14 protein-coding genes are annotated in these 16143 nt (G+C 63.8%); 10 read left to right on the top strand and 4 right to left on the bottom strand.

All coding sequences use genetic code 11. From position 1 onward, the window contains the following. The first annotated feature begins 27 nt into the window (after positions 1 to 27). Genes MKK82_RS24165 through MKK82_RS24150 form a run of 4 tightly spaced genes read left to right on the top strand, consistent with a single transcriptional unit; the run spans position 28 to position 3265 of the window. A complete protein-coding gene (locus MKK82_RS24165) occupies positions 28 to 1467 on the top strand; it encodes an MBOAT family O-acyltransferase (RefSeq protein WP_238291758.1) in 1440 nt (479 codons plus the stop codon). Between the two features lies 1 nt (position 1468). Then, the gene (locus MKK82_RS24160; protein WP_238291760.1) at positions 1469 to 2557 is read left to right on the top strand and encodes a hypothetical protein; all 1089 of its coding nucleotides are present in this window, start codon (positions 1469 to 1471) and stop codon (positions 2555 to 2557) included. Between the two features lie 10 nt (positions 2558 to 2567). Next, positions 2568 to 2804 (top strand): acyl carrier protein, encoded by a 237-nt coding sequence (locus MKK82_RS24155; protein WP_243987085.1) that lies wholly within the window; start codon positions 2568 to 2570, stop codon positions 2802 to 2804. Beyond that, positions 2801 to 3265, top strand: coding sequence for a VOC family protein (locus MKK82_RS24150; RefSeq protein WP_243987083.1), 465 nt, complete (start codon positions 2801 to 2803; stop codon positions 3263 to 3265). Before MKK82_RS24155 ends, MKK82_RS24150 begins: the two co-directional genes overlap by 4 nt. On the opposite strand, the gene MKK82_RS24145 is transcribed toward MKK82_RS24150, so the two are convergent. Continuing rightward, complete coding sequence (locus MKK82_RS24145; protein WP_238291765.1) at positions 3248 to 4405, bottom strand: acyltransferase family protein; 1158 nt, start codon at positions 4403 to 4405, stop codon at positions 3248 to 3250. The two genes, MKK82_RS24150 and MKK82_RS24145, sit on opposite strands and share 18 nt — an antisense overlap. A gap of 1019 nt (positions 4406 to 5424) precedes the next feature. On the opposite strand from MKK82_RS24145, the gene MKK82_RS24140 reads away from it, so the two are divergent. The 5 genes from MKK82_RS24140 to MKK82_RS24120 all read left to right on the top strand — a co-directional run bounded on the left by MKK82_RS24140 (position 5425) and on the right by MKK82_RS24120 (position 12137). Next, positions 5425 to 6276 (top strand): Wzz/FepE/Etk N-terminal domain-containing protein, encoded by an 852-nt coding sequence (locus MKK82_RS24140; protein WP_238291767.1) that lies wholly within the window; start codon positions 5425 to 5427, stop codon positions 6274 to 6276. A gap of 7 nt (positions 6277 to 6283) precedes the next feature. Then, positions 6284 to 7594, top strand: a complete 1311-nt coding sequence (locus tag MKK82_RS24135; RefSeq protein WP_238291769.1) for a polysaccharide biosynthesis/export family protein — start codon at positions 6284 to 6286, stop codon at positions 7592 to 7594. A 7-nt stretch (positions 7595 to 7601) separates the two neighbouring features. Further along, positions 7602 to 9008 (top strand): hypothetical protein, encoded by a 1407-nt coding sequence (locus tag MKK82_RS24130; RefSeq protein WP_238291771.1) that lies wholly within the window; start codon positions 7602 to 7604, stop codon positions 9006 to 9008. A gap of 499 nt (positions 9009 to 9507) precedes the next feature. After that, positions 9508 to 10416 (top strand): glycosyltransferase family 2 protein, encoded by a 909-nt coding sequence (locus MKK82_RS24125; RefSeq protein ID WP_313902116.1) that lies wholly within the window; start codon positions 9508 to 9510, stop codon positions 10414 to 10416. Continuing rightward, positions 10413 to 12137, top strand: a complete 1725-nt coding sequence (locus MKK82_RS24120) for a tyrosine-protein kinase domain-containing protein (RefSeq protein WP_238291775.1) — start codon at positions 10413 to 10415, stop codon at positions 12135 to 12137. The genes MKK82_RS24125 and MKK82_RS24120 overlap by 4 nt, the downstream gene beginning before the upstream one ends. A 28-nt stretch (positions 12138 to 12165) precedes the next feature. On the opposite strand, the gene MKK82_RS24115 is transcribed toward MKK82_RS24120, so the two are convergent. After that, positions 12166 to 13377 carry a glycosyltransferase family 4 protein gene (locus MKK82_RS24115; RefSeq protein ID WP_238291777.1) on the bottom strand — a complete coding sequence of 404 codons (1212 nt, stop codon included), beginning with the start codon at positions 13375 to 13377 and terminating at the stop codon, positions 12166 to 12168. Between the two features lie 512 nt (positions 13378 to 13889). Here MKK82_RS24115 and MKK82_RS24110 point away from each other — a divergent pair. Beyond that, positions 13890 to 14828, top strand: a complete 939-nt coding sequence (locus MKK82_RS24110; protein WP_238291779.1) for a family 16 glycosylhydrolase — start codon at positions 13890 to 13892, stop codon at positions 14826 to 14828. A 267-nt stretch (positions 14829 to 15095) separates the two neighbouring features. Here MKK82_RS24110 and MKK82_RS24105 read toward each other — a convergent pair whose 3' ends face one another. Next, positions 15096 to 15890 (bottom strand): glycosyltransferase family 32 protein, encoded by a 795-nt coding sequence (locus MKK82_RS24105; RefSeq protein WP_243987081.1) that lies wholly within the window; start codon positions 15888 to 15890, stop codon positions 15096 to 15098. A gap of 121 nt (positions 15891 to 16011) precedes the next feature. Continuing rightward, the coding region (locus MKK82_RS24100) for a hypothetical protein (protein ID WP_238199363.1) at positions 16012 to 16143 on the bottom strand (132 nt) is incomplete at its 5' end.

Below are 16143 nucleotides of genomic sequence, written 5' to 3'. Positions count from 1 at the left end.
GCCCGTGGCTTGACCGGATCCCGCAGGATGAATTTCGTCTCGCTTCATTTCATCGCCTTCACTCTGGTGACGGTGCTTGCCTACCAGGCGACGCGGAGTGTGACGGCGCGGCAGTGGGTGCTGCTGATTGCGTCGGCCTACTTCATCAGCACGTACATGCTCGACATCAAGTCGGCCCTGCCGCTCGTCGCCTTCCTCGGCCTCGGCTATGTCCTCATCGTCGGCATGAGCGCGACGCCGAGCCGAGTCTACGTGGCGGCCGCGGTCTGCCTGATGATCGGCAGCTTCCTCTACCTCAAGCAGTTCTTCTTCCTCACCGCGGTCGGCCTGCCCTTCATCTACGCCACCGTGGGCCTCTCCTACGTGCTCTTCCGGATCATCAGCCTGATCGTCGACCTCTCCAACCAGGATATCGACGGCAAGCCGAGCCCAGCCGCCTATCTCGCCTATACCTGCGGGTTCACCACCTTCCTGTCGGGTCCCGTGCAGACCTGGACCTCGTTCAAGAGCGAGTACGAGAAGCCGCCGGCCCCGATCACCGAGGGCGAGGTCCTTCGCGCGCTGTCCCGGATCGCCACCGGATATTTCAAGCTCGCCATCGTGGCGGCGGCCTTCGATTACCTGTTCCAGAACTTCAGCGTGCAGTTCGGCGGATCGGCCCACGGGCTGCCCTGGTTCAAGACCGTCTCCCTGTACACCGTCAGCGCTGCCGCCTATACGGGATATCTTTACTATAATTTCTCGGGTTACATGGATATCGTCATCGGAATTGGCGGTCTTCTGCAATTCAAGTTGCCCGAAAACTTCAACCGCCCGTTCTCGGCCAAGAGCTTCCTGGAGTTCTGGCAGCGGTGGCACATGACCATGTCGCAATGGTTCAAGACGTATCTCTTCACGCCGATCATGCTGACGACCATGCAGCGCCTGCCCGATCCGAAACATTCGGCGGCGATCGGCCTGTTCGCCTTCTTCATCACGTTCCTCGTGATGGGAATCTGGCACGGTTCGACGGCGGTCTTCGTGGTGTACGGCGTGCTGATGGCGTTCGGCGCCTGCGCCAACAAGCTCTGGCAGATCGCCATGCCCCGGGCTCTGGGTAAACCCGGCTACAAGAGCCTTCAGAAGCGGCCGGTCTACATCCAATTGTGCAAGGGCCTGACCTTCGCGTTCTTCACCCTGGCCCTGACCTGCCTGTGGACGCCGGAGATCGGCCAGTTGTTTGGCCTCGCCGGCCGTCTGGGTCTATCCGGTTTGCTCGTCTCGCTCGGCGCGCTGACCCTCTGTTTCGCGGCCGTTGACACCGTTCTGGCCCCGGTCGCGGCGATGGAGTTCAACGCCCTTTCCGGCCTGGAAACGCGGTACCGAGACGCCTGGACGGTCTCACGCTGCGCCGGCGTGATCCTCGCGGTGGTTTTCGTCTCGGCGATCCTCAACAAAGCCCCTGAGTTCGTCTACAAGGCCTTCTGATATGATCGTCGTTATTCGGGTCTTGTCACGCGTTATCCTGCTCACGGCGGCGCTTTATGCAGGCGTCGTCGGGATCGCGGCTTTCCTCGCTCCGCGAGGTTCCGAGGCACGGGCGGTGGATACGCGAACGGCTCCGTCGACGGTCTACGCCACGGCGACCAAGTATCTCATGTTCATGCAACCGGCGCTTCGCGAGAAGGGCCGCCGGGTGATCATCCTCGGAGCATCGAACGCCGACCTTGAGCTCAGGCCAGATGTCATCGGCCGCACGGTTCGGTGCGCGACCATCGACAACCTGTCGATCGGTAACGAAAATATCACCGAGCTTTATCAGACCGCACAGATCGCCGTTAAGAACAGGCAATTTTCCGGGGATACGTCCGACGTATACGTGCTGGGACTCTGGTTCGGATTGTTTGGAGACAGCAAGGCCCGCTGGAACGGGCCCGGACGGCAGAACAACGAGAGCGACCTCGACATCGAGTTCCAGCGGTATGGGAACTACAGGAAGGCGGGCGATTTCTACGAGAGCCGCTTCGGTCCGGAATACGAATCCGTCGTCAACGGTTTGGTCAGCCCCTTCGCCCTGATCGAGAAGGTCTTCCGCGAAGCCACCTACCGGGCACGGAATTTCTTCTTCATACGCCCCGATTCGCGGACGGATGCGGAGCGTGAGGCGGCCGTCGTCTCCGAGGCGGAGAGGGCTGCGGCCGTAGCCTACTGGCAGCAGCAGCTCGGCTCCCGGGAGCATCTCGCTCCCGCTCAGTTCGAGCTGCTCGCGAAAACGATCAAGATGCTGAGCCGCGGCCGGAACAAGGTGATCGTGGTCGACCTTCCCGTGCCGAACTGGTGGGATGCGGCCGTGCCGATGAACCGTGAATACAAGGATCGGTTGGCGGCCCTGGAAACGGCCCTGGCGGGCGACGATGCGGTGCGGTTCGTGGGCCTCAGCCAGTACCAGAAACCGGAGAACTTCTCCGACGAAGTCCACGCCAAGCCGAGCGTCGCGACCATGATCGGGCAGGATGTTGCCAAGGCGATCAACGCGAGTGCATGCGAATCAACCCAACAGACATCCCTGACGCGATAGGAAATATCCGATGCAACAGAATGAAAAGCTTCAGCGGGTCTTCCGCGACGTGTTCGATGACCCGACGATCGAACTTGAGCCGACCATGACGGCGGACGACATCGCGGAGTGGGACAGCCTAAGCCATGTGCGGCTGATGCTGGAAGTGTCGAAAGCCTTCGGCGTGCGCTTCTCGGCCTCGGAGGTGAGCAGCCTGAACAATGTCGGCGATCTGCAGGCGCTCATCTCATCCAAGGGAGGTGCATGATGCTGCCGGGGGGCATGCCGACCGGCGGCGCGGACAGGAGCGCGGCTCCCGCTTTTCAGTCCCTGAAGTTTCACCACTTCGCCGTCGCCACCGACGATCCCCGGCTCTCGTCCGAGTATCTCGTCGCCCTGGGCTACCAGCGCGGCGCGAACGCCTTCGATCCGCTCCAGAACGTCAATTTGGAGATGTGGCACCACGGCGCGATGCCCGATGTCGAACTCGTCTGGCCATCAGGCACGGGGGGGCCGCTGAGCACGATGCTGAGGAAGAAGGGCGTCGGGATCTACCACGTCTGCTACGAGGTGGATGACCTAGCCGGCACTTTGGACGCGCTTCACGCCAAGAACCTCAACGTCCTTGAGGTCGTCGAGGCGCGACCGGCGGTCCTGTTCGGTAGCCGCCCCGTGGCGTTCTATCTGGTCGAGGGATTCGGACTGATCGAGCTACTCGGCCCGGCCTGACGGTCTTCCGCTCCGGCTAGGGACTGCCTGCTGGCCGACCCACTGGGATAACCGGTGGGTCGGCTTTTCCACGAAGCGGTAGAATACGATTGCAACGCCGATGGAGGCGACGAGGGAGAGCGCGAGCGAGACGCCCAGGGGGATCGCGCCGTGGAAGGCCCTGACCATCACCTGAAGCACGATCGCATGGGTGAGATAGAGGCTGTAGCTGATCGTCCCGAGTTTGATCAGGAGCGGCCAGCGCAGGACATCTTGGAATTTCCTCCATCCAAGGGCGACAAACAACAGGATGGCGGCGCCGAGACTCGCCGACTCGTCCCGGAAGATCATCAGGAGAATCAGCGCGACGCATAACAGGAAGCCGGCTCTGATCGGCGTGGCGTCGAGGTCCGGGATCGCGCCGCGCGAAAACCGGATGGCGAGGAAGATCCCCAGCACGAACGGGAGCACGAAGTGCACCGTGACGTCGAGGCTTGAGAACACATCCGTACCGTGGAACGGCACCGAATCCTGTCGGAACCGATTGGCGACCAGTTCCACGACGACGAAAAGCCAAAGTACCCAGGGAATCCGAATCCCCAGCAGGAACAGGAGCGGCAGCAGCAGCGAAATGCGGAGTTCGTAGACCAGACTCCAGGCAACGCTGTTGATCGTGTTGGCGGCGGGTGTCCCTGCAAGCAGGAGGAATTGGGCGACGGTGCCGAGCCGAAGATGCTCGCTCCACATCTCGTTGAAGGTGATCGCCGTGTCGAACAAGGGTTTCGGATGGAGCATGAAGTAGCAGACGATGGCGATAAGGCCCGATGCTGCGTAAGGCAGGTAGATGCGGATGATCCGGCGCAGGACAAAGTTGGGATACGAGAACTTTCTGGAACTGTTGGCAATCCCGTAGACGATCACGAACCCGCTGAGCACGAAAAAGAAAATGACGCTGGAACGACCGTTGATCAAAAACCGCAACGGCGTCAGGCGCACCACGTCCAGAAAAATCGGGGCGGTCATGTAATGGTGGTGCAGGAAGACGAACAAGGCGGCCAGACCGCGAAGCGACTCAAGGTAGTCTAATCGGCGGGGTGCAAGGACAATCTTATCTTCCCTCGATATGGTCTTATACTCTGTCGCGAAATAAGAATCGGTCATATAGAAACTCGATGCGCGTCGGGCGCGAACACACAGGGGGGTGGAATTTTTGGCGCTTCGATCCGGTGCGAACGAAGAAAAGGACGTTTTCTCAGCGCAATCGTCGTTCCGGAAGCCCGTACCATATACAACCGGTCACCTTCAAATGCCGTGTCGTGTCACCGACAGGAAACAAAGGTCCGCAAAGATTGCGCCTCGGTAGTCTGGAACAGCCTGTTTCAACACAGCCATTCGGCCAGGACCTAGGTTCGGTGCCCGTTTGGGCCTATGGTGGTCGCGTGATGCCGGGACGGTCGATGGCGTCGGCGCGGTTCCAGACGACGATGCCGAGGGTGGTTCGGACGAGACGTATTCGGGAAGCGGGCGCGATCGTGGCAGGGGCCCTTGGTCCCGCTTGACCGCGCCGCCGACGCGCCTCGGGACGAGCATGTCCGGTGATCTCCGGCGGCACATCGGGTTGGCGTGCGGCGGCGCGGCTGGTGCGACGTCCCGTCTGTCGGGCGGAGCAGCCCCGCCCCCGGATGTCGGCGGCGGTGCTGATCGGTCGGTCGTCCGGTGCTCGGTCAGGTCGACGACCCGTCGTTTCGGGCCGGTGGCTGACGGTGGCGATGCGGAGCAATCCGAAACGCGATCGATGCCGGGGTGCTCACCATCGCCGGCGGGGACGGTTCGGCTCCGGCAGGTGCCGAGTGTCATTCGCGGCGCGTGTGGGGAAGGCGGTATCGCTGAGGAGGCCAAGTCAAACGCTGCCGTTGTGACACGTTCGAGCAGTTCGCGGCCTGCCTCCGGCGGTTGGTAGATGCCGACAATCGATCTCGACAGCTGAAGACTTTGCACAGCCTCATGTCTACAAGTTCATCTGCCAGACCTAGACGCGAGAGCCTGAACGCTTCAGGCTCGACCCATCACACCCCGGGCCGGGACCCTGTATGAAATCGCCGCGATCCTCGGCTGTAGAACGACCCGCGTCCCAGTCGATCTGGACGGGCGAGCGGTCCGTAGCGGAAGCGACAACCTTCGTGGCCGACACCGCGCGCCATCTGCGCCGGCGGCTGGCCTTTCTCATCATCTGGGTGATGGCCTTCGTCGCGTCGGCCGTCATCTATTCCAAGCTGCTCCGGCCCGATTTCATCGCGACGACTCAGATCCTTCTGCAGCCCCGCATGATCGTGAACGACGGTCCGGAGAGCCTGCGGCACTTCTATCAGTTCGTGATCGACAGCGATCAATGCGAGACCGAGCTGCGCGTGCTGAGCTCGCAGCGACTTCTCTATCAGGTCTTCCAGGTTCAGAACCTTGTCGATTCACCTGAAATCCTCGGGGGGGCCGACGGTCTGTGGGCCTTCATCGGCACGCGCATCGATCGGTTCCAGCGCCTGGTCACGGCGGATTCCGAATCCATCGAGGCGTTCAACGCCTTCCTCAGGCGCGTTCGGGCGCGCCGCCTCGGCCTGTCCTACGTCATCGAAATCTCCTATCGTGCGCAAACCGCCGAGCAGGCGACGAAGATCGTCAACGCCATCGCGTCGACCTACGCGGCATACCGGCTGCGCGGCGTCCTGGCCCGGGAGCAGCGGCGCGGCGTCTATCTCGAGAGCCGCCTGTCGAACCTCATGACGCAGATCGCGGCCGCGGAAACGGGGGGACGCCTCGGCGTCATCCCCGAGGGTGCCCTGGCCGATGCCGATGTCCGCCTGCTCGGGCCGGCGATCCGCCCGCTGGGCGTCGCCTATCCGAGGATGAGCCCTCTCATCCTGATGATGGGCGGCTTCGGATTGGTCAGCGGGTTACTGATTATCCTGCTTTCGCGGGGGGCGCCGGTGCGGCATACGGATCGCGGACCTGCCGCGGTGGCAATTCAGAGGGCATGAGGATCTAATGAGGACGTGTCTTCGAGCGCCGCTTCTGGCCACGGTCGCCCTCGTGGCCGTTGCCAGCGTGGCCGCGGCCGAAGAAGCCTATCACCTGGGACCGCTGGACCAATTGCAGGTCAAGGTTTCCGACCTTCGGGCGGGAACGGGCGAAGCCTACCAGTGGCAGGCCTTCAACGGAGACTTCACCGTCGGCGCGTCCGGTCAAGTGTCTTTGCCTGTCGTCGGCGAGATCATGGCGAGCGGGCGCACGACCTCGGACATCGCCGCCGAGATCGCCGAGCGCCTGAAGGTCAAGGCTGGTCTCGCGACAAAGCCTGATGCCTCCGTCCAGATCGTGAAGTTCCGTCCGTTCTACGTCACGGGCAGCGTCGAGAAGCCGGGCGGCTACGAGTACCGGCCGAACCTCACTGTGCTCCAGGGCGTCAGTCTGGCGGGTGGGATCCAGCGAGTGCCGACCGACGTCCTGCTGCAATTCGTGCGGGATGCCGTCCAGTCTCGGGGCGAGATCAAGCAGCTCGCGGCCACAAGGGTTGCCCTCATCGCCCGCCAAGCCCGCCTCGACGCCGAGATCAAGGAGGCGCCGCTCACCTTCCCGGCGGAGCTGGAATCGCGCTCCAAGTCTCCGGAGATCGCCCGCATCCTGCGGGAGGAGCGCCTCGCCCTCGACACGCGCCGGACCTCGCTCACCGCGCAGATCGCCAATCTCAAGCAGAACAAGGACTTCCTGACGGAACAGATCGCCTCGCTCGCGACCAAGGATTCCACGACGGCCGAGCAGCTGGAGATCATGAAGACCGAGCTCGCCCGCGTCACGGGCCTCGTGAACAGGGGCCTGTCGGCGATGCCCCGGCAGGTGGAGACCTCGCAGACGATCGCGACCCTGGAAGCGAACCGCCTCGACACGCAGATCGCGGTGATCCGCGCCCGGCAGGACATCTCGAAGGCTGATCGGGACATCCTCGATCTGAAGGACCAGCGCCGGAACGCGGCGCTTCAGGAACTGGCCGAGACCCGGATCCGGTTGAACGAGACGTCGGCCAAGCTCGAGGCCGCCAGGAACCTTCTCTACCAAGCCGAGATCCGCTCTCCCGCGACGGTGGTGGCTAACGCCGAGGCCTATACCAAGCCGGAATACACGATCCTGCGCCGCCGGGACGGCAAGTCGGAACAGATCCAGGCTGACGAGAACGACCTGCTTCAGCCGGGCGACGTCGTCCGGGTCCAGCCGCACCTCTCGGACGCCGCGAAAGGCTCGGTGCCCGGGATGAGCGCCGAGACCGCCCAGACCCTGGGCGGTCCCGTGAACGACTTCTGAGGCGCTCATGAGCTGGCCCGCCGCCGTCTTGTGGGTCCTGATGATTGCCGCGGCCGTCTCGCGCGGTCCCGGCCTCCTCTATCTGCTAATGATCACGGGGGCTTTCGGCAGCCTGCAGATGCTGCCGTTCAGCGGCGGCGTGAACCTGCTGCCGCAATCAGCCTGCGCCGCCCTGTTCGTCTGCAAGGCGCTGATCCATCGCGGCAACATCGTGCGCGGCCTCGAATCCGCGCTCGACCCGCAGCGCATGATCCTGTTCTCGGCGTTCGTGGGATACGCGGTCTTCGGAGCGTTGGTCCTGCCGCGCGCGTTCCTGGGGCTGTTCGAGGTCGTGCCGATCTCGGCGCCGATCTCCGGCACCGACATCCTGCGCCCGGCCTCCGGCAATTTCACGCAATCCTGCTACATCATGCTGTCCTACGGGACGGCGCTGACCTTCTCCATGATCGGCCAGTCGGCGCTGGTGCGGATCCACTACCGGCGGGCACTCCTCTGGGCCGCCTACGTTCTCGTCATCACCGGGCTCGTCGACCTCATCACCTACGTCCTCCATATCGGGGCGGTCCTGGAGCCGTTCCGCACCGCAACCTACTCGTTCCTGGTCGATGTCGAGGCCGAAGGCTCCAAGCGCGTGGTCGGGCTGATGCCGGAAGCCTCGACCTTCGGGACCGCCTGCGTCGGCCTGATGGGATCCCTGGTGTTCCTCCGGTCCTCCTACGAGAAGGGCCTCGAGCAGATCCTCGTGCTCGTGGCCATCGCGCTGCTGGGCGCGATGACCATCCTCTCGACCTCCTCCACCGGCGTCGTGGGCCTCATCGTTCTCGTGTTCGTTTACGGCGTCGACTTCCTCTATCGGGTGTTCGATGCACGCAATGCGCGGCGGGATCAGCTCAACTGGGAGTTCGCCGCGATTTTCCTGGCCGCCTTCGTGACGTTCACGGGGATCGTCCTGAAGCCGAACCTGCTCGATCCCGTCTACGCGATGGTCGACGGCCTGATCTTTGAGAAGACCAAATCGGCCTCCTATGCCGAGCGCACGATGTGGACCAGGATCGGCTGGCACGCCTTCCTCGACACCGGTGGCATGGGGGCCGGCCTCGGCTCCATCCGCGTCTCGAACTGGGCCGTGTCGATCCTCGGGAGCACCGGCCTGTTCGGCGCGATGCTGATGTTCGGCTTCATCGCCCAGCAACTGCTGACGATGCCGAGGCGAGCCTCGAAGGAGCTTGCCGTCTTCGCCACGGCGCTGAAACTCAGCCTGCTGCCGACGCTGTCGATGTACCTCGTCGTGGCCACCATTCCCGACATCGGCGTCGGTGTCGCCTCGGTTCTCGGGCTGATCGCCGCCTCCCATACGCCCGTCTCCGGTCCTGCCTTCCGTCCGGCGTCAGTCACCGCGGACGGTCGGGCGTGAACGGTCCGAGGTTCGACCCTCTGGCTCTGTCGTCCGCGACCGTACGAGCGGAGCGGAATCATCCGCCGACCGCCGGGATCGCGCTCCGCCCGGGGCAGCCTACGTGATCAACAGGAATCTCGACGATCAAGCCGCGTCGGGGCTGCAGGGCCACGCCGGCGGATCCGCCCTGACGAGGGATGATCTCGTGCCTGATCGCGGACGTCGTACGGTTCGCGTTCATCCGCAGAAAGGCACTGGCACTCGCAGCCGTCGAAACACGCGACCTCCGCCCGATCGGCCCAGTCACGGACGACGTCAGTTCGCTTCCTGCAGACGCCTCGACCGTGGCGTCAGGACGCTCAAGGTAGCCAACCTTCGTCTCACCGCGCCGCGATTCCTGTCGAGCGGGCTCCGCTGGCGCCAGGGCAGGGCGGAGCGACGTTCTGTGATCGCTTCATAGTATTGTCCATAGCTTGCTTTTGAATTTGCGCCTGCGGCCTGAAAGATGCAGAATTAGATGATGATTGCCCAATATCCTGAGGAAACAGAGGCTCGTGCCGCGCGAGTCTGCGTCGGGATCGCGACGCGTGGTCGACCAGGTCAGCTCGCGGCGATGCTCGCCAATTTAGCTGCCCAGACCCTCTCGCCGCACGCGATCATGGTCTGCTGCACGGAGCCGCGGGATGTCGGGGACGTCGCCGCGGATCCGTCCATCACCTTGATCTACCGAGAACCCGGACTGGCACGCCAGCGCAACGCCATCCTTGAGGCCATGCCGTCGGACACCGACTACGTGGTGTTCTTCGACGACGACTTCTATCCGGACCCGCGCTGGCTCGAAACGGTGACGGAGGTCTTCACCAGCGAGCCGGATATCGCGTGCATCACGGGCTACGTGATCGCCGACGGCATTCTCGGGCCGGGCTTGTCCCCGGAGGATGCGCTCGCGCGGATCGCTGCGCATGATCCATCCGGCAATCGGCGGATCGAGGAGAATGAAAGCCCGTACGGCTGCAACATGGCCTTCCGACGGACGGCGATCGCGGGGCTTCGCTTCGACGAGAGGCTGGTCCTCTACGGCTGGCTGGAGGATCGGGACTTCGGAGCCCTCGTCGCCCAGCGGGGCGGCCGACGTGTAAAGATCGGCAAGGCCTACGGTGTCCACCTCGGCACGAAGGGGGGGCGCGTATCCGGGCGCAAGATAGGCTATTCTCAGGTGATGAACCCAGTCTATCTGCATCGGAAGAGCACCATGACGACGCGGCAGGCGATCGAGCAGATCGGCCGCAACGTTATGACCAATCTCGTCAAATCGGCCCGTCCGGAACCCTATGTAGATCGGCGCGGCCGGCTCCTCGGCAACCTGATCGCGGCGCTCGACCTCCTGCGCCTGCGCCTGACTCCGGAACGGGCTGCCTCCCTATGAACTACACCCCCTCCGCCATCCGAGCGGACGATCCCCACCAGGATGTGCTCCCGGGTCTGGAGCATATCGACATGCGCTATGCGGACGACGATCCCGGCGCCACCTGGATCGCGGATCTGATCGCCGCGGTGCGACGGCAGGGCATCAAGCTCGTCCTGTGGCTCCTGATCTGCTTCGCTGCCAGTCTCGCCTACACCCTCCGCGCGACACCAGAATACGTCGCGTCCGCACAGATCGTGCTCGAGCCTCGTGCCCGGCTACCCGCCGGCGCCGATGCGGCGGCCGCTGTCGCCCCGATCTTGGACAGCGCCCAGGCCGAGAGCCAGCTCCAGATCATCCGCTCGGTGCGCAACCTGAGCTACGTGTTCGACACGCTGAATCTCGACGCCGACCCGGCCTTCGCTCCGGGCGAGCCGGGACTGATCAGTCGGATCGTAGCCATGGCGGGTCTGCTGCGGCCTTCCTCGGAGACGCCCCCCACGCGGGAGGAACTGGCGAGCCAAGCCCGCGAGATCGCGTTCCAGAACTTCTCCGACCGGGTTCAGGTCCGCCGCCTCGGCCAGTCCTACGTCATCGAGGTGTCGTTCCGAGGCCTCAAGCCGGAGGCGACCGCCCGTATCACGAACTCGATCGCCGCAGCCTATATCCGCGATCAGGTGCTGGTCCACGCCATCTCGGAACAGCGCGGAACCGAGTTCCTGCAGGGGCGGATCACGCTCGTCCAAGCAGAGAAGAAGGCGGCCGACGAGGCCGTCGCTACCGGCGTCATCACCGATTTCCAGTTTCCCGATTCCGACGCCCGTATCGTTGGCGCGGCGCTCCGGCCGTTGGCCGCCGCCTACCCGCAGACGAAGCTGAACCTGCTGTTCGGGATCGTCTTCGGCTTCGTCACCGGCGTCGCCTTCATCGCGATCAGGAACAATTTCGACAAGACCGTGCGCTCGCCGGCGCAGATCCGGCGCGTCCTCGGTGTCGACTGCCTCGTCGCCGTTCCCCGCCTGCGCTCCGGGCGCTTGAAGGACACGACCGCCCTCGACCAGCCGGGGTCGGATTTCGCACAATCCATGCGTCTCCTGCGCACGGTCCTGTTCGCCGCGCGGGTGAAGAACCATCAGGTCGCCATCGGCGTGGTGTCGTGCCGGGAGGGAGAGGGCTGCAGTGCCCTGAGCGCGAACCTTGCCGGCCTGCTCGCCGCCTCGAACAGCCGCGTGGTGCTGGTCGATGCCAGCCTGCAGAAGCCGGACCTGACCCGTCGCTTCGCTCCCGACAGCGCGGTCGGTCTCGACCAGTTCATCCTGTCGACCTCGACCGACGCGCGGTTGCCCGAGGTAAAGATCACGGACTCGCTGAGCTTCGTGCCCGCGGTGGCTGCCGGCCGCGCGGCCGACCCCAATGCCTTTCTCGGAACGCAGGCGATGCGCACCGCCCTGACGCAGTACAACGGCCCGCGCGATCTCGTCCTCGATCTGCCCCCTCTCGAAGCCTCGTCGGACGCCCAGGCGATCGGAAGCATGCTCTCCGGCGTGGTGCTCGTCGCAGCTCTGAACCGCACCAAGCTCAATCAACTCTCGGAGGGCGTCCGCGCCCTGCGCTCGGCCAACAGCCGGGTGCTGGGCGTCGTGCTGAACGATCCTCTTCCCCGGAGGGGCCGCCGTTCCAGCCGTAGTGCCGCCTCGGGCAGCAGCTACTCGTCGCCGATGCCACCCAGCGCCCAATCCTGAAGATCGGGCGACGTGCGGCGGCGGTCGCTCACGGTTTCGAGGTTGGGCGGGGATCGCTCTGGCCCTCGGCAGAGGCGCCGAGGGATTTCGGCACCTGTTGCCCGAGCATCTCGTGGCTCAGTTCAACGTGTTGGCGGATAAAGGACTGGGCGCCGATCCCCGCATCCGCCATGTGCTGCTGCGCCCGGACGGCGCGGGCCTGGGCGTTCGCAGGATCCCTGGCGATGTCCTGCAGCGCGTCGCGGAGGGCCTGGGGATCCCCCGGCGGTACGTAGCGTACCGCGTCCGCCCCGAAATAGACCTCGAGACCTCCGGTGGCGGTGGCGATGACGGGCACCCCAGCGAGGACGGCCTCTTGGATCACCGTGATGCCGCTGGCATGCCCGTTCGCCTTCAGGGGCACGCAGACCACGTCGGCCTCGGCGAGGCGCGCGAAAAACTCGCTGTTCGTCCGGGCCTGCATGATCTGAAGATTCGGCCGTCCCTTGGTCAGCGCATGCGGCGCAGTGCCCGAGAGGATGACGCAGACAGCGTCGGACAAGCCGTCAAGGGCTTCCACCAGGCACGTCCAGTCGCGATGGCGATCGTTTCCGACGGAGAGGATGCGAAGGGGTCTGCCGGTCCGTGCGACGGGCGACGTCACCTGCTCCGACGGAATGCCGAACGGGACCAGCACGACGCGCTTATCCGGGAAGAGGGCCTGGGCGACTGCGAGATTGACCGAGGAATGGACCGTCAGGACGTCCACGTGGCGGATGAGCCGGCGATAGAGCAGCCGGTGGAGCGGCGTGAGCGTCTTCCAACGGTCGAACAGCCAGACGCTCTGGCCGAGCAGCTTCGGACGACGTCGGGACCAAGACAGGACGGCCGCCACAGCGAGGTACTGGGATTCGGTGTGCGTCCAGACCACGTCCGCATCCAGCAGAGCAGGGCGTTGCCTGAGGGCGTGGATCACGTCGAATCCGGTGAGCACCCGCAGGCCGAGGCGGATGATCTTCACCGCGAAGCTCTCGGGTGACGTGCGGGAAAACTCGACCGTGCACCCCATGCCGGTGGCGCGGCCATAGCCGTAGGGCGTCTCCTCGTTGACGCCGACCAGCGTGCGGGACCGCCACGCCTCCCGCCAAGCCACGGCATCCTTGTCGGCGGCCAGATGCACGAAGACGCTGAGCGGCCGGGTTGTTCCGGTCGCTTCCGCCGCCGGCTGGGCGATCTTGGTCTCGGACGCGACTGAGCTCACGAGCGACCCCCCAACTTGCGACGAGGCGACACATGGGGGCCGCAACTGACGCGAGCTTTGGACCTTGGCTTCAAACGCACGGTATATAGACCTGAGGTTTTTCTGAGTACCGCGCGGCTGAAAGATTGGTCAGGTCATACCATCTCAGCGAGGCGCAACGACTCTGCTTGTGGCTGAGTGACAAGTCAGCCGGACGGGCTGCAGTGATACCCGACTCCGACGGGTCGGGAAAGCCACGCCGCGTGATCGACGGAGGGGACGCCGATTTTCACGCAGACGACCGGAACGGCTCATCGGGGGCGTCGTGCGCCGCTGTCCGACCTAGATTCCCGTCGACACCTGCGACCTGGAGCGCCGCGATGCCGGGGCAGGCGGGAAACGCATCCTCGTGTGGCGCCTCGCCGAAGGGTGACTCGTTCGCCCCGAGCGGCGACGTCTGAAGCTCGCACTGTGATACAATGCGCTCAGTCCTCGTATCCAGACCGTCATGGCCAATCGGAGTTGCAGGTAGAATGATTGTCGATGTGCCTAAAAGGATGGCTGCCGCGCTCTGCGCTGCCTCTCTCGTCTGCGCCCTCGGTGGGGCTGCCTGCGGCGCCGCGGTGGCTCAGAACGACAAGGGAGGTGCGCCCCCGCCCGCCGCTTCCGCGAAGGCGACAGCCCGGACGACCAGCCCATCCGGCTTCGTCACCGACTCGATGAAGCTCGTGTTCGACGAGACTTTCAACGGGGACAGCCTGGACCTGACGCGTTGGTTTCCCGGCCCCAAGCCCGACGGCGGACAATGGGGAGGCGCGCACTTCGTGACCTCCCATGAGACCGGGTTCACGAGCGTTTACATCGTGAAGGACGGGACGCTGACGCTCCGGGCCCACCATGATCCAAAGTACAAGGATCCCGAGAACTGGGGCCGGACTTGGTACAGCGGTCAAGTGAGCACCGCCTTCCCGCGCAAGCCGTCGCCGAGCGCGATCCGGAAGGGGTATATCGAGACGCGCGCCAAATTTCCGAAGAACAAGGGTTCCTGGATCGGGTTCTGGATGCTTGCCGGGGATACCGAACCGACGACCGCCACGGATGCCGGGGGCGTCGAAATCGACGCCTTCGAATTCTACGGCGACGCGATATCCAAGTTCAGTTCGGGCGCCATCTATTGGCCCGGAAAAACGGGACGTCCTTCCGAACCGGGTAAGCTCGTCTGGACAGACACAAACACGGATCTGACGACCGACTTCCACACCTACGGTGTGCAGATCACCGATACGGACGTCATCATGTATTTCGATCGGAAGGAGGTTCAGCGCCTCACCCTGCCGCGACCGAAAAGTGTCGGGAAATTCTTCGTTCTCCTCGACAACGCCATCCATACCGACAGCGGCGTCGATGTGCCCGCATCCGGCTACGCGGACGCGGTCTTCGACTACGTGCAGGTCTGGGAGGATGCCCGCTGAGGCTTCCCCTGCGGGAGCCGGCGACAACGGCGGTGCAGGACGACACGACCGAGACGGTGGTCCGCATCACGTCAATCCGCGGATGCGGACCCTTTCAGTCGCGTCGGAGCTGCGGCTCGATGCGGAACTAAGGGCCGCCCCCCTGAACGCAGGGGGGGCCATGGCATTCTGGATCCCGACGTTCAGCGGCGAACGGACCGCGCGCTTACCGGCCGGACGCCGTCTTGCCGAGCGCCCGTCCCATCCGGGTCATCGCCGGATCGATGCTCAGATCAGGCATGTCAGCTTGCGTCGTGCGACCGTTCTCAGGCGGTGGAGCAATTGCCGGTTGCGCCACGAACCCCAGCACATGTGAATGCCGACCGATTCCCGGGATTTCGCGATCCCCATCCGCGACCAAGTGAGGTCCGGAAGATATTTGACTCTCCCCGGAATGCAGAGGTCGTTGTATCGACCGAGGTTGCGCAACAAAAATTCTGTCATCGCTGCTGGTCCGGTCGTCATGATGGGGTTTTTTTCATGAAGATCGGTCAGAGTGTTGTTGTCCAAGATGCTGGTCATGAAGTCCAGCCAGAACGGATGTTGCGGCGCGCTCGCGAGGCATGCATTCCCCAGTCGGAACGAGGGATCGGCGGAGGTATGGCCCGCTCGTGGCGGCTCACCCTGCTCTGTCGGGAGCGTGCATGCGGATTCCAGCAACTCGGACGGGTATTTCAGGAACTTGTAATCCGTATCGGCATATACGCCGCCATACTTATGCAAGGCCGCGTAGCGTCCGATATCTGATTTGATAATCCCGCTCTTGATTTTGATATATTTTCCGAAAAGATCGCTGAAGTCTTCTTCCATCAGCTCGTCGAGTTCAGGGTCGGTCCACAGCATGTAGCCCCAGCCCTTGAGTATCTTGCCGTTCCGGCGGAACAGAACCTGCTCTTCCCAAGTCAGCTCCTTGCTGGGAGCCGTGTTGTGAAGAATGGTAGGCACGCGCGAGCTTTTTGTCTCTGTTGTCATTTGCATTCTTTCGCGCCGGTTATTTTGTTCCGCAGGTTTCAGCTTCAACATTCGTATCAATATTCCCCGAATATGCACAAATACTCGACATGATGAACGAAAACCGATCCGATATCACGCAACGAACGACGGTCGTCCCACCCGTTCCCTGTGTTCGAGACGAGTTCTGGTGTCAGCGTCCGTAGATATCCTCGACGCGGATGATGTCGTCCTCGCCGGTGTAGGATCCGACCTGGACCTCGATCAGCTCGAGCGGGATCTTTCCGGGATTGGCCAGGCGGTGCATCGAGCCGATCGGCAGGTA

Source organism: Methylobacterium sp. E-046, from assembly GCF_022829625.1.
Taxonomy (GTDB): domain Bacteria; phylum Pseudomonadota; class Alphaproteobacteria; order Rhizobiales; family Beijerinckiaceae; genus Methylobacterium; species Methylobacterium longum.
The sequence above is the reverse complement of the archived record's forward strand: the minus strand, read 5'-3'. Positions and strand labels throughout refer to the sequence as shown.